Origin of the sequence: Pseudomonas sp. Os17, assembly GCF_001547895.1 — a bacterium.
In the GTDB taxonomy this organism is placed as follows: Bacteria; Pseudomonadota; Gammaproteobacteria; order Pseudomonadales; family Pseudomonadaceae; genus Aquipseudomonas.
In genome coordinates this window covers 2,917,038-2,929,780 of the sequence record NZ_AP014627.1, presented here as the reverse complement: position 1 = coordinate 2,929,780, position 12,743 = coordinate 2,917,038, and the positions used below count along the sequence as shown (strand labels likewise).

At 63.4% G+C, this 12,743-nt stretch carries 16 protein-coding genes and 1 pseudogene; 7 read left to right on the top strand and 10 right to left on the bottom strand.

The annotated features are described in order from the left end of the window. Nucleotides 1-173 precede the first annotated feature (173 nt). The gene (locus tag POS17_RS13325) at nt 174-872 is read left to right on the top strand and encodes a phytanoyl-CoA dioxygenase family protein (protein WP_060838984.1); all 699 of its coding nucleotides are present in this window, start codon (nt 174-176) and stop codon (nt 870-872) included. Here the strand turns inward: POS17_RS13325 and POS17_RS31700 are convergent. Together POS17_RS31700 and POS17_RS13315 are read right to left on the bottom strand one after the other, a co-directional pair. Then, complete coding sequence (locus tag POS17_RS31700) at nt 867-1,439, bottom strand: DUF1963 domain-containing protein (RefSeq protein ID WP_197662858.1); 573 nt, start codon at nt 1,437-1,439, stop codon at nt 867-869. The genes POS17_RS13325 and POS17_RS31700 overlap by 6 nt on opposite strands. A 277-nt stretch (nt 1,440-1,716) precedes the next feature. After that, entirely contained in the window at nt 1,717-1,980 is a 264-nt protein-coding gene (locus tag POS17_RS13315; protein ID WP_060838983.1) for a hypothetical protein, read from the bottom strand. A gap of 214 nt (nt 1,981-2,194) precedes the next feature. Between POS17_RS13315 and POS17_RS32700 the strand changes: the two genes are divergently transcribed. After that, nucleotides 2,195-2,323 carry a transposase gene (locus POS17_RS32700; RefSeq protein ID WP_148654954.1) on the top strand — a complete coding sequence of 43 codons (129 nt, stop codon included), beginning with the start codon at nt 2,195-2,197 and terminating at the stop codon, nt 2,321-2,323. A 95-nt stretch (nt 2,324-2,418) separates the two neighbouring features. Beyond that, nucleotides 2,419-3,084: a DUF7716 domain-containing protein gene (locus POS17_RS32300; RefSeq protein ID WP_060838982.1), complete on the top strand. Its 666-nt coding sequence runs from the start codon at nt 2,419-2,421 to the stop codon at nt 3,082-3,084. A 41-nt stretch (nt 3,085-3,125) separates the two neighbouring features. On the opposite strand, the pseudogene tnpB reads toward POS17_RS32300, so the two are convergent. Together tnpB and POS17_RS13305 are read right to left on the bottom strand one after the other, a co-directional pair. Beyond that, nucleotides 3,126-3,380 (bottom strand): annotated as a pseudogene (gene tnpB / locus POS17_RS32295) (IS66 family insertion sequence element accessory protein TnpB); the annotation flags it as partial. A 49-nt stretch (nt 3,381-3,429) separates the two neighbouring features. After that, on the bottom strand, nt 3,430-4,344 hold the full coding sequence (locus POS17_RS13305; RefSeq protein ID WP_060838981.1) for an SGNH/GDSL hydrolase family protein: 915 nt from the start codon (nt 4,342-4,344) through the stop codon (nt 3,430-3,432). A gap of 197 nt (nt 4,345-4,541) precedes the next feature. Here POS17_RS13305 and POS17_RS13300 point away from each other — a divergent pair, with 197 nt between their 5' ends. Beyond that, nucleotides 4,542-4,970, top strand: a complete 429-nt coding sequence (locus POS17_RS13300; protein WP_060838980.1) for a hypothetical protein — start codon at nt 4,542-4,544, stop codon at nt 4,968-4,970. A gap of 134 nt (nt 4,971-5,104) precedes the next feature. Here POS17_RS13300 and POS17_RS32045 read toward each other — a convergent pair whose 3' ends face one another. The 3 genes from POS17_RS32045 to POS17_RS13285 all read right to left on the bottom strand — a co-directional run bounded on the left by POS17_RS32045 (nt 5,105) and on the right by POS17_RS13285 (nt 7,043). Beyond that, nucleotides 5,105-5,677, bottom strand: a complete 573-nt coding sequence (locus POS17_RS32045; RefSeq protein ID WP_197662857.1) for a DUF1963 domain-containing protein — start codon at nt 5,675-5,677, stop codon at nt 5,105-5,107. Between the two features lie 121 nt (nt 5,678-5,798). Then, nucleotides 5,799-6,062, bottom strand: a complete 264-nt coding sequence (locus POS17_RS13290; RefSeq protein ID WP_060838979.1) for a hypothetical protein — start codon at nt 6,060-6,062, stop codon at nt 5,799-5,801. A gap of 36 nt (nt 6,063-6,098) precedes the next feature. Further along, a complete protein-coding gene (locus tag POS17_RS13285; RefSeq protein ID WP_060838978.1) occupies nt 6,099-7,043 on the bottom strand; it encodes a helix-turn-helix transcriptional regulator in 945 nt (314 codons plus the stop codon). Between the two features lie 178 nt (nt 7,044-7,221). On the opposite strand from POS17_RS13285, the gene POS17_RS13280 reads away from it, so the two are divergent. The 3 genes from POS17_RS13280 (at nt 7,222) to POS17_RS13270 (ending at nt 8,983) form a co-directional block, all read left to right on the top strand. Beyond that, nucleotides 7,222-7,650 carry a hypothetical protein gene (locus tag POS17_RS13280; protein ID WP_060838977.1) on the top strand — a complete coding sequence of 143 codons (429 nt, stop codon included), beginning with the start codon at nt 7,222-7,224 and terminating at the stop codon, nt 7,648-7,650. Between the two features lie 66 nt (nt 7,651-7,716). Then, nucleotides 7,717-8,337, top strand: coding sequence for a hypothetical protein (locus tag POS17_RS13275; protein ID WP_060838976.1), 621 nt, complete (start codon nt 7,717-7,719; stop codon nt 8,335-8,337). Then, the gene (locus POS17_RS13270; protein WP_231979031.1) at nt 8,330-8,983 is read left to right on the top strand and encodes a hypothetical protein; all 654 of its coding nucleotides are present in this window, start codon (nt 8,330-8,332) and stop codon (nt 8,981-8,983) included. The genes POS17_RS13275 and POS17_RS13270 overlap by 8 nt, the downstream gene beginning before the upstream one ends. A 61-nt stretch (nt 8,984-9,044) precedes the next feature. Here POS17_RS13270 and katG read toward each other — a convergent pair whose 3' ends face one another. The 3 genes from katG to POS17_RS13255 form a co-directional block, all read right to left on the bottom strand. Beyond that, entirely contained in the window at nt 9,045-11,225 is a 2,181-nt protein-coding gene (gene katG, locus POS17_RS13265; protein ID WP_060838974.1) for a catalase/peroxidase HPI, read from the bottom strand. A 256-nt stretch (nt 11,226-11,481) separates the two neighbouring features. Then, nucleotides 11,482-12,054 carry an HD domain-containing protein gene (locus POS17_RS13260; RefSeq protein ID WP_060838973.1) on the bottom strand — a complete coding sequence of 191 codons (573 nt, stop codon included), beginning with the start codon at nt 12,052-12,054 and terminating at the stop codon, nt 11,482-11,484. 124 nt (nt 12,055-12,178) lie between these two features. Beyond that, a complete protein-coding gene (locus POS17_RS13255) occupies nt 12,179-12,736 on the bottom strand; it encodes a helix-turn-helix domain-containing protein (protein WP_060838972.1) in 558 nt (185 codons plus the stop codon). Between the last annotated feature and the right edge of the window lie 7 nt (nt 12,737-12,743).

Genomic DNA, 12,743 nt, shown 5'->3' with positions numbered 1-12,743 from the left:
TGTGCCTGCATCTGATCGGGTTCTCAGGCCCGGTCGCTGATTTTGCAGCGACCGCAGCAGACTAGGCGGCTGTTCGCGTTGAGGCAATGGCTAAACCGTCGCCGGTTATGTCCAGGGCTTTGGCGCGCAGGTATGCTCGGCACGTTATTGCAGATAAGGATATCCAGCCCCCCATGACCGCCTGCGAACAGCTCCACCGCAATGGCTATACCCTGCTGCGCCAAGCCATCCCGCTCGACTGGCTGGCGGACCTGCGCGCCACCTTCGATGCCGGGGTAAAGCCGTCGGATCAATGGCCTGTGCCCCGAGGCTGGGACTGGCGCCATTCGCAGTTGGATACGGATGCACAGGTGCAGGCCCTGTGCCGCTTGCCCCAGGTGCTGGCCGTGGTGGGCGAGTTGATCGGCGAGCGTTTCTATCTGTCCCAGGTGGAGGGCCGTGAGCCCGTGGCCGGGGGTGGTCATCAGGTGTTGCACCGTGACTTGTCGGTGCAACGGCCGGGGGATGTGGTCAATGCCATCGTCTATCTCGACGACTATGGGCCGCACAACGGGGCGACGCGTCTGGTTCCCGGCAGTCATCGCCCCGGTGCGCAGGAGCCGCCGTTCGACTTCGCCGATGAATCCCGCGCGGTGCAGCTGTCCGGTGCTGCGGGGGACATTCTGCTGTTCGATGTCGATCTGGTGCACGGGGCCTGCCGCAACCCCAGTGGCGCGCGCCGGCGTTCGCTGCTGATCAGTTATTCTGCCGAGTCGCTGTACGCCAGCCAGCAGCAAACCGCGAGCCTGCGCAATATTCAGATGGACACCCGCGAGCGCTTCGATCCCAAGGATTTGCCCTCGTGGGCTGAGGGCCCGCCCCCTGTCTTATGAACTCTGGATGATCAGGGCCCCGGCCATCAGGTCTTCGTCATCAATGCCTTGCTTCAATAGCAGATAGCCGGTTCCGCCGACCAAAATGCCCTTGTGCCCTGGAGCGGCCCTGTTCAGCCGGGAGTTGTTGATCTGCAGCACATAGTTCAAGCCTGGGCGTGTCTCTTGCCCCTGAATCCAGGCGGGTATTCCGGCGATCTTGGCCAGGCCGTTTTCGTCGCTGTCCTGCCCCGGATTTTCAATCACTGCGATTCGCCGCGCCGGGGTGATGGGCTGTCCGTAACCATCCACCTGTCGCGCCGCGGGCCTGTAGGCCAGCACCTTGCCGCCCTCTTGCATGGCCTGCTCGATGTAGGTGTCGCTGACGATTGAGTAAGGCGTAAACAGCGAAATCACCAGCTCGTCATTCAATTGCATGCCGGCAAGGTATCGATTGATAACGCTGGCCGGCAGGCTGGCAAGGTGCAGCAAGGGGGCGCCCGTCGAGTCGGTGGGCCAAGGGATGGACTCAGGCAGGTAGGGGTTGCCGCCGAGGTAGGCGGAGTCCTGGTCGGGGTCTTCGGGCAAAAACACTAGTTCGTTAAACAGGGGCTGTTCCTCTCAGGTGTGTCGTTGCCCAGGTAGTTGCGTGGGCGCGGGTCTTGGGGCTGCTTTCAGTCCGCAAGGCGGCTGGCCAGACGTTGCAGTGCCTGGGCCAGTTCCAGGGCCTGTTCTGCCGTCAGTTCCACGGGGTCGTTGTGTTCGGTGCAGGCCTTGAGATGAATGGCACTGCCCTACTCTCTCCATAGGCGCACGGCGCCCTCGCTGCTCTCGACATAATCCGTTGTGCGCTCAGCCGGCATGTTCATTCACCTTGTGCGTAGGCGCTGGCCAGTTCCAGCAGGCGGGTGAAGTCGGCGATGGCGAAATACAGGTCATCGCGGGTGTCGCCGTCCCAGTCTTCGACGGCTTCCCTGTCTGCCTTGAGTGAGGCGATGCGGGTTTTGATCTCGGCGATTTCCGCCGCGCCGCACTGGGTGGCGATGGCCTCCCAGCGTTCCTGGGGAATGTTTTGCTGGACCGACAGCCCGGCTTGGGCTTGGGCGATCAGTGCGGTGAGTTGGCTCATAGGGGTATTCGTCCTGAAAATGCAGCCTTTGAATCGGGGCGCGATCGCGGGCTGGAATGTGCAGAGGCGCAGCTTGTGCGTCAGGCGCTTTGAGGTGGGTCACTTTATCGGTAAGCGTCTGGGCAACACATCTTCCTGACCCCGACGCCAAAGGCGATGGTGTACACCTCAATTTAAGTGGACACCCTCTCTAGCCTTTTAAGCGGGTCTTTCCATGCAGCCACAACGCCGTTCCTATTCCAAATCCTTCAAGGCCCAGGTTGTCCAAGAATGCGCCCAACCCGGCGCTTCGATTGCCAGCGTCGTGCAGAAGCACAGTATGCGTCTGGCCGTCCCATCCTGATGGCATTGTCAAGGCATGAACAACCTTCAGAGAGCTGTGGGACACCTTAATTGGCTCTGTAGAATATGGTGCATTGGGTGGAGGGAATTTTTAACATGCTTTTACTTTTGAGTCTTCGTGACGTTATCGAAGCCCTTGCGACCTGTGATAGCAATAACGATGTCTGGAGCCGCTATTCATGGGTCTATGTCAAGGACGGGGCACCGCTGATCGAAGCTCGCTTTTACCTTTCTTCGCCCGAGGAAGAATCGAATAGCGTACCCGGCGAGAACGGTGAGCAAATGCCGGCCTTTGCCGTAGCACACGGCCTTTCGTATTGCCTTGAAGCTGCCGACTTTGTAGATGTACTGAGCGTACAGAAGCGTCAGCAGCCGCTCTCACAACTTGAGGACTATGCCGCTGCGCTTGAACACTACGCCGAGCGAGACGCCTTTCTAGATCGGGGTGAGTTCTACAGTGGTCGGTGCGTGGATCAACAGCCGTTGCCAGGCATTTCACGCGACTTTTTTCCCGAATACGATCTTCAGCTGGATACGTGTCCGGCTGATCGCATCCGAGATGCTGCGCGCGTCATCGCTAAATTGCTGCACATAAGTGTGGCTGATGCTCTCGCGCGTTGCAGGAGGCTGCCGGTGATTCTAGGGGAACGCACCGACTCACAGGGGCGCGTGCGGATTGAGACACAATTCATCGCTCTTTCGTTGCCGCTGCAAATAACGACACACAGGCCCCTTGCCTGGCTTCCCGGAGTTGATCCGTAAGAAGTCGATGAACGCGTACCGCCACTGCCTATGCGTTGCCAGGGTAAACCCAACACCAAGGCCTGAAGTTGCTCGGTATTCAACTCGAGTTCAGGGCCTTGGCGAATGCCTGGCCAGTGGAACTTGCCTTGGTTCAATCGGCGAGCAGCCAGCCAGATGCCAAACCCATCATGCACCAGCACTTTCATGCGATTGGCGCGGCGGTTAGCAAACAGATAAGCACAGTGCGGTTGCGCCGCACCGAACACGGCAACCACCCGGGCCAGCGCAGTTTCAGTTCCGGCGCGCATGTACATGGGCTCGATAGCCGGGCAGTGCTGACCGGCTATGGGCGGATAGCGAACCTCAACGGCTCGCTTTTAACGTTTCAAGCATCGCCTCGGCGGCCAGGCTGTGGACTTTGCGGGTCGGGTGCCACTCATCCCAGTAGTAATGGCTATCCGGATCCGCACACACGGGTTTGACGTCCGGGTAGGTGGCTTGGCACGGGGTATCCAGATCCTTCAGGCCCGCCACCTCGGGTGCCGCGCGAAGCGCGTTGCTGAAGGCCAGGTGGTCGAAGTAACCAATGCTCACGTGATGGGCATTAGCCAGTGTTGCCAGCACGGCGGGCAGTTTTTGTTCGAGTATCTGCTGGTATTGCGTTGCGTTCTTGACTTGATTGCCCTGCACCACAGCCGGCACATGGCTCAAATCCGTGGTCCCCACCACCAGCACGTGTTTCGCCCCTGCTGCGATCAGCGTCTCGGTGCTCTTCTGTATGTTCGCCACGCTGTTCTGGCCAAGCACGTCAATCGTTTCTGGGTGCGAGAAGTCGGCCCACTCAAAAAAATCGTTGGCTGAGACGAAAATGAAATACAGCGCATCCGGATCCGCTTTGTGTGTTTTAGCGGCTTTCAGGTGATCGGCGATTTGGCCGAAAACCCCAGTGTCGCGAGAGGGCTGCATCCAGGCGTAGTAGTTGCCGTTGCCGCTTTTGGCGCCGCCAATGGCGTAGTCGGTCAAGGAGATTTTCAAGGCCTGCGCCAAGTGCTCGACCGCGGTGGGACCATTGCTCCAGCGTCCCTGCCAATACAACGAACCGGGTAGCGCCTGTGCATCTTTGACCTTCTGCGCGGCCATTGTTCGAGTGAAGGCTTCACCCGCACCGTTGTCGGAGTAGCTGTCACCGAAAGCATAGAGATGATCGTAGCCAGGGCCGCCAAAGGCGGTTGATGCAGTCATTGTCATTAGAGCGACCAAGCACGCGCGTCGAATCATCGAAAGTCTCCCAGGTGGTCGTCCTAGACTACCGCTGGCGACGTTTTGCCTTGCCACGGTTGCGACCTGTATTTAGCCGGGGGCGCAAAGAGTGTGCACGAAGGCCTTTTTTATCCCGCCTGTTGCCTCGGGTGCTTGGCAGCGCCGCACGGGTCGGCTTCAATGAGCGCCCCTTTTTATGTTCAGGAGCTAGAAGGATGCAGCTTTATTACCGTTGGGCGGCCGCATGGGTCATGGCGTGGGTACTGGGAATCGGGCTGGCCCAGGCCGAGGAACGGCCACAGGTGGCGGACAAGATCCTGGCCTACACCGGGCCGCACGGGGTGAAGGTCTGGACCTTGCGCATCGGTGAGCGCAGCGCCAATCAGGCGTTGGTGCAGGTGGAAGACGCCGACCATGACTGGAACATGCGCATTCAGAAAATGAACGTGGAGCAAACCGACCGCGACACCCGTTACTTCACTCAGATGGACGGGCAGAAGTTCGTGGTGCTGCTGCTTCAGGAAGGCTATGGCGAGCTGCATCTGCCGGGTGAGGCCAAGCCGCTGAAGGTGGGTTATGACAGCAACCTGTCCAGCTATGGCGATGCCCAGGCGTTTCTCAATGAGTACCTCAAGGCGCAGTAAAGCGTCTGGCGGCCGCGACCGCTCTGCAACAACGCCTCCCTAGGGAGGCGTTGTCGTTTTACTCGGTGTGCCCCCCTCTCAACGCAGATCAAACCGGTCCAGGCTCATGACGCTGAGGACCCGCCCCCCCTTTCTTATGAACTCTGGATGATCAGGACCCCGGCCATCAGGTCTTCGTCATCAATGCCTTGCTTCAATAGCAGATAGCCGGTTCCGCCGACCAAAATGCCCTTGTGCCCTGGAGCGGCCCTGTTCAGCCGGGAGTTGTTGATCTGCAGCACATAGTTCAAGCCTGGGCGTGTCTCTTGACCCTGAATCCAGGCGGGTATTCCGGCGATCTTGGCCAGGCCGTTTTCGTCGCTGTCCTGACCCGGATTTTCAATCACTGCGATTCGCCGCGCCGGGGTGATGGGCTGTCCGTAACCATCCACCTGTCGCGCCGCGGGCCTGTAGGCCAGCACCTTGCCGCCCTCTTGCATGGCCTGCTCGATGTAGGTGTCGCTGACGATTGAGTAAGGCGTAAACAGCGAAACCACCAGCTCCTCATTTAATTGCATGCCGGCAAGGTATCGATTGATAACGCTGGCCGGCAGGCTGGCAAGGTGCAGCAAGGGCGCGCCCATCGAGTCGGTGGGCCACGGGATGGACTCAGGCAGGTAGGGGTTGCCGCCGAGGTAGGCGGAGCCCTGGTCGGGGCCTTCGGGCAAAAACACTAGTTCGTTAAACAGGGGCTGTTCCTCTCAGGTGTGCCGTTGCCTAGATGGTTGCGTGGGCGCACGGCGCCCTCGCTGCTCTCGACATAATCCGTTGTGCGCTCAGCCGGCAGGTTCATTCACCTTGTGCGTGGGCGGTGGCCAGTTCCAGCAGGCGGGTAAAATCAGCGATGGCGAAGTACAGGTCATCCCGGGTGTCGCCGTCCCAGTCTTCCACCGCTTCGCGGGCGGCCTTGAGTGAGGCGATGCGGGTTTTGATTTCGGCGATTTCCTCGGCGCCGCACTGGGTGGCGATGGCCTCCCAGCGTTCCTGGGGAATGTCTTGCTGGACCGATAGCCCGGCTTTGGCTTGGGCAATCAGTGCTGTCAATTGGCTCATGGGGGTTGTTCCTCAAGGGGCTGGGGTGCGCCTGCGCTAGCCTTCCGCGCCGGGCGGATGGCCAAAGTGGGCCTTGTAGGCGTGGTTGAAATTGGCCGGGTTGGCGTAGCCCAGGCGGTAGGCGATCTGCGCCACGTGCCATTTGCGCTGGCGCAACAGGGTGCGCGCCAGCTCCATGCGTTGGCGCCGCACATACTGCAGCATCGACTGGCCGAATACCTGGGCAAAGGCGCGGCGCAGGGTGGTCTCCCCTACCCCCAGTTGCTGGGCCAACGCCTGGCTGCCGGGCGGGTCCAGCAGGTGGGCGTCGAGCTGGCGGCGGGCTTCGTGGGCCAGGTCCAGTTGCCCGCGCACCGTGGGCGCCGCAGGGCGCTGGCCCTGGAGGTGCACCGCCAGTTCCACCAGCACCGCCAGGCTCAGGCTTTCCTGGTGCAGGCGTTGCAGGGCGCCCTGGTACGGCGCTTGGTAGAGCCGCTCCAGCAAGCTGCCCAGCGCCCGGCAGCGTTGAAACTGGCGAAAGCGGATGCCGTCGTCCAGCAGGCTAAGCAAGGGCTGCAGCGTCGGGTCTTCCTCGGCCAGTTCCCGCAAATAGCTGCCGGCGATGCGCAGGCCGGCCATGCGGGCGTGGCTGCCGGCGGGCATCTGGTCCAGCGCTTCCATGGTCTCGCTCAGGCCCAGGGCCTGAGGCGCGCCGGGGGTGTAGTGGTGGAGCTGGCCGTCGATCCGGTGCTGCCATTGCCCGGCCAGCACCTGGACGATGCACAGGCTGTCGGGCAACACCTTGTGGATGCGCAGCGGATCGGGGAATTGCAGGTTGCAGTCGAAGTACTGCAAGTGCGGGCGCACGGTACGGGCGCGATAGTGGCCGACGGCGCTGCCCATCACCCGCCGGGCACTGGGGTCGAACACCCCGGCGCGGGCCAGGCCAACCGGCCGGTCGAAGCAGAATTGTGTATCGAGGTAGGGGTTCCAGCATTCCATCGGCAAAGCGGGTCCATGGGTGGGGTTGCTACGGCGGCCAATGGTAACTCACTCACACTTTGCGCAGCGGTGGTTGTGAGCGTCGGAATTTTTCTTGTGAATGACGGCCAAAGCGCTTGGCAGGGCCGCAGGTGCCGACTTCAATGAGCGGCTTTTTCAGATGTCAGGAGTTTGAACCATGCAGTTTTATTGCAAATGGACGGCCGTGTGGGCCATGGCGCTGGCCCTGGGAAGCGGTCTGGTCCAGGCCGATGAGCGGCCCCAGGTGGCGGATAAACTGGCGGCCTATGTCGGCCAGCAGGGGGTGAAGGTCTGGACCTTGCGCATCGGTGAGCGCAGTGAGCATCAGGCCCTGGTGCAGGTGGCGGACGTGGATCACGACTGGAACTTGCGCATCCAGAAAATGGCCGTGGAAAAGACCGCAAAGGATACCCGCTACGCCACGACCGTCGACGGGCAGAAATTCGTGGTGCTGGTGCTCCAGGAGGGTTGGGGCGAGCTGTACCTGCCGGGTGAAGCCGCGCCGGTGCGGGTGCGCTATGACGAGAACCTGTCGAGCCAGGGTGATGCCCAGGCGTTCCTTACCGACTACCTCAAGGCCCGGTGAGCCCTGGGGGAGCGCCGGCACCCAGGCGCTCGACCGCTTTGTTTTCTGTGAATCAAGGACTTGTTTATGACTTCATCGCTGCAACCCGATGCATCTCGCGACGCTCAGCGCGAACAGGTGATCACCCAGCTCCAGCAGGTGATCCAGCGTGTGCCCGAGCAGAGCGAATTCACCAATACGCGCCGTTATCAGGTGCTGGGGCCGCTGTTCACCCTGATTTCCCTGGCGATGCTGGCCTGGGGCATCCACCAGGGCAAGACCGGCATGCTGCTGTGCGGGCTGTTTCTGACCGCCTTGTTCGCCCTGGTGACCTGGCAGCATCGCCACGCTGGCCAGCATGCCTTCATGCGCTTGACCCGACGCCAGCTGTTCGTGGATTCCCTGAGTGCACCGGTCAACCTGACGGACGTGGTGGATGTCCATGTCAAGGATGAGGGGCTGCTGACCCTGCAGCAGCTGACCCTGCGCCCGGGCTGCCCACTGCCGACCCACAGGCCCGTGCGCCAGGTGTTCGGCAACCAGGCCATGGCGTTCCACAGCCCCGAACCCCACATTCGCATTCATTCCGCCGGCTTGATGAGCGCGGGGCGCAAACTGGCCATCGATGACATCGCCGCGCTTCTGGATGCCTACTGCCAGGCGGCTAATGCACAACAGCAGCTGGATGAGTTGCAAGGCCGTGGATAACGCCGAAAAAGAAGCCTTGCTGCTGCAACTGCAGGCCGATGCAGATGGCCCCCAGCGCCGTTGCGAGATTCGTGAGCGCTCTCTTGGGCAAGCAGTCATGCTGGCCCTGCTTTCCCTGCTGCTGGTGCTGGTGGGCGGTTGGCTGGCCAGCCTGCCTTCGGCCTGGCAGTTGCGCTCTGCCCAGCTGTGGTTCTGGCTGCCCGGGGCGCTGATGCTGGGCGCCGGGCTTGTGGGCCTGGCGGCGGCCGAAGCCCTGCGTCGGCGGCATGGCCAGCAGGTGCTGGCGCTGACCCCCGACACCCTGCAGTTCGCCAATGCGCCCGAACCCACTCCCTGGGTATGTTTCGATGGTTTCGAACTGGAGCAGCGCCACCTGAGCCTGGGGCTGGTGTTCTCGGTGATGGCCGGTAGCCGTGCACCGACCCTGGCGCCGGCCTGCTTCAAATCCCTGGCCGCGCCCCACGCCTGGCCGGTGGCCGCCGGCATGCGCGTGCGCTTGTGGCTGTTCAACCCGATGCTCGATGGCCAGCGCCTGGATTTCCAAGCCCTGACCGACCTGCTCTACGCCTACCTGAATGCGGCCCAGGCCCGCAGCACCCTGGGCCAGCTGTTCCCGGAGGTGCAACGGGTGGGTGCCGGGCAGTAGCCGGGCCATGAAAAACGCCTCCCTAGGGAGGCGTTGTCGTATTACCCGGTTTGCTCCCCTTTTAGCGCAGATCGAACCGATCCAGGTTCATCACCTTGTCCCAGGCGGCGACAAAGTCCTTCACGAACTTCTCTCCCGCATCCGCCGCTGCATACACCTCGGCCAAAGCCCGCAGTTGCGAGTTGGAGCCCAGCAGCAGGTCGACCCGGGTGCCGCTCCATTTGTATTGCCCGGTGGCGCGGTCGCGGCCCTCGTACAGCTCGCGGGCCTCGGACTGGGGTTTCCATTGGGTGGCCATGTCCAGCAGGTTGACGAAGAAGTCGTTGCTCAAGGTGCCCGGGCGCGCGGTGAACACGCCGTGGGGCGCTTGCCCGACGTTGGCCCCCAGCACCCGCAGGCCGCCCAGCAGCACAGTCAGTTGCGGGGCGGTGAGGGTCAGCAGTTGCGCCTTGTCTATCAGCAGGGCTTCGGCGGTGACGCCGCTGACCGGCTTGAGGTAGTTGCGAAAGCCATCGGCCACGGGCTCCAGCACGGCGAAGGAGTCGACGTCGGTCTGTTCCTGGCTGGCGTCCATGCGCCCCGGGGCGAAGGGTACGCTGATGCTGTAGCCGGCATTGTTTGCCGCCAACTCCACCGCCGCGCAGCCGCCGAGGACGATCAGGTCGGCCAGGGACACGCGTTTGCCAGTGCTTTGCGCGCTGTTGAAGGCGCTCTGCACCGCTTCCAGGGCGCGCAGCACCTGGGCCAGTTGCTGCGGTTGGTTGACCTCCCAGTCTTTTTGCGGGGCCAGGCGAATCCGGGCGCCGTTGGCGCCGCCGCGCTTGTCCGAGCCGCGGAAGGTCGAGGCCGAGGCCCAAGCGGTGGACACCAGTTGCGCCACGGACAGGCCGGAATTGAGGATCTGGCCCTTGAGCTGCTGGATGTCCTGGGCGTCGATCAGTGGATGGTTCACGGCCGGAATCGGGTCTTGCCAGATCAGTTCTTCGGCCGGCACTTCCGGGCCCAGGTAGCGGGCGCGCGGGCCCATGTCGCGGTGGGTGAGTTTGAACCAGGCGCGGGAGAAGGCGTCGGCCAGTTGCTCGGGGTGCTGGTGGAAGCGCCGGGAGATGGCCTCGTAAGCCGGGTCGAAACGCAGCGCCAGATCGGTGGTGAGCATCGACGGCGTGCGGCGTCGGCTCGGGTCGTGAGGGTCGGGCACGCTGTCGGCCCCGGCGCCGGCTTTGGGTTGCCATTGGTGGGCGCCGGCGGGGCTGGTGGTCAGCTCCCATTCGAAGCCGAACAGGTGGTCGAAGAAGTCGTTGCTCCAGCGGGTCGGGGTGGTGGTCCAGATCACTTCCAGGCCGCTGGTGATGGCGTCGCCACCAACGCCCGTGCCGAAGCTGCTGCGCCAGCCCAGGCCCTGCTCTTCCAGGCCGGCGGCTTCCGGTTCCGGGCCGACGTGGGTCGCAGGGCCGGCGCCGTGGGTCTTGCCGAAGGTGTGGCCGCCGGCGATCAGGGCCACGGTTTCTTCGTCGTTCATGGCCATGCGGGCGAAGGTTTCGCGGATGTCCCGGGCCGCGGCCAGGGGGTCGGGGTTGCCGTTGGGGCCTTCCGGGTTGACGTAGATCAGGCCCATCTGCACCGCCCCCAGGGGGTTCTCCAGCTCGCGGTCGCCGCTGTAGCGCTGGTCGCCAAGCCAGGTGGTTTCGCTGCCCCAGTAGACGTGGTCGTCCGGCTCCCAGACGTCCTGGCGGCCACCGCCGAAGCCGAAGGTTTTAAAACCCATGGATTCCAGGGCGACGTTGCCGGTGAGGATGATCAGGTCGGCCCAGGAGAGCTTGCGTCCGTATTTCTGCTTGATCGGCCAGATCAGCCGCCGCGCCTTGTCCAGGCTGACGTTGTCCGGCCAGCTGTTGAGCGGGGCGAAGCGCTGCTGCCCACCCCCGGCGCCACCGCGGCCATCGGCGATGCGGTAGGTGCCGGCGCTGTGCCAGGCCATGCGGATGAACAGCGGGCCGTAGTGGCCAAAATCCGCCGGCCACCAGGGTTGGGAGTCGGTCATCAAGGCCAGCAGGTCGCGCTTCACCGCGGCCAGGTCCAGGGTCTTGAATTCGGCGGCGTAGTCGAAGTCCTCGGCCATCGGGTCGGACAGCTGCGAGTGCTGGTGGAGGATCTTCAGGTTCAGTTGGCCGGGCCACCAGTCACGGTTGCTGGTGCCTTCGCCGGCGGTGTGTTTGAACGGGCACTTGGATTCATTGGACATGGATCACTCCTTCGGTCATCGAAAACCTGCCGCTCGACGTTGGCCCCGGGTTGGACAACCGTGTGAAAAGCGTAGTGAAGGACAAGCGAAGGTAAAAATAGCTTCGCTTGATGACCCTGCCAGAAAAAAACCATGACCCGTGCCAGGCCCCAAGCGGGCGCCCTGCCCCCTGCCGGAGCCTGTTCATCCTTTTGCGAGTGCTGCCCGGGCATGCTCAACGGCGCCTGAGCCAGGCACCGCGATCGTGAACCGCCGCTCAGTCCTGGGCGTCGAGGCGGCGCCGGGTGTCGGCATCGATCTGCTGGCGCAGGGCCTGGAACAACGGGCTGGCGTCGGTGTAGCGGCGGCCGTAATCGAGGTTGAAGCCGTAGTCGAAATCCGCCGGGTTCTGGCCCTGGGTGTGTTGCAGCAGGGTTTCCAGCTTGTCCAGGGCCTTGACCGCGCGCGCCTCGGTGCTGGCGGCGCCTTCGTATTCATCCCACAGCTCCAGCAGACGCTGGCGGGCCGGGGCGTCCAGGGCCCGGGCGAGGTATTGCAGGTCGTCGCGTTCCTGTTGGCTCTTGTCCGGGTGGGCGGCCTGGGCCACCGCCGGGATGTCGCCATGGATGGCTTCCCCCAGGTCGTGGACGATGCACAGTTTCAGCACCCGCAGCAGGTCCAGGTCCCCCAGTTGGTCTTCGAACAGCAGCGCCATCAGGCACAGGCGCCAGCTGTGCTCGGCGGTGCTTTCCTGGCGGCCGCTGGAGGTGTGGGCGCTGCGCAGCACGTCCTTGAGTTTTTCCGCTTCACGGAGAAAGTCGAGACGGCCGCTGAGAAGTTCGGGGGTCATGGACAAGCCTGCTGCACGTGAATGGGCCCGCGCCGTGGGCCGGCGGGCGAAGGCTTGCCAGACTAGCCAGCGGGCAGCAACCGGTCCACGGATAAAATATGCGTGGCGTGCCTCGACAAGCGCGTCAGAGGGTTTCCACCAGCCGCACGGCGTTGCCGTCGGACAGGTTGAGGCGGGTCCAGCGGCACTGGCTGGGGGCGATGGGCACGATGGCCGAATCGTTGTGGCCGCTGAAGAACTCCAGGGACGGCGGCGCCAGCACTGCGCGCCAGCCCAGGTCATCCAGGGCGGCTTCCTTGCGCACGATTTCCTCGGTGCAAAAGCCCCACAGCGATTGGCCCAGCAGCTCGCTCAAGGGCACGCCGAACTGTGCGGCGCGGGTCGGCGAACAGGCCAGCAGGCGGTGGGTCAGGTCGCACACCAGGTGCACGGCGCGCGGGCTGTCATTCACCAGCCGCGCCAGGGCCTGATCGGCAGCGGCGCTGAGGTTGGCCGCCAGCAGGTGCTCCAGGCGCGCACGCTCCGCCGGCTCCATGGCTTGCCGGCCGTTTTCCCAGCGGGAAATGCTCGACTGCGCCACACCGAACAGATCGGCGGCGTGCTGCTGCTTGACCCGGTGCAACAGGCGCCAGCGCCTGAGGGCCAGGCCCAGATGGGGTGAGGTGAACAGGGCTGCGGACATGGCGTGA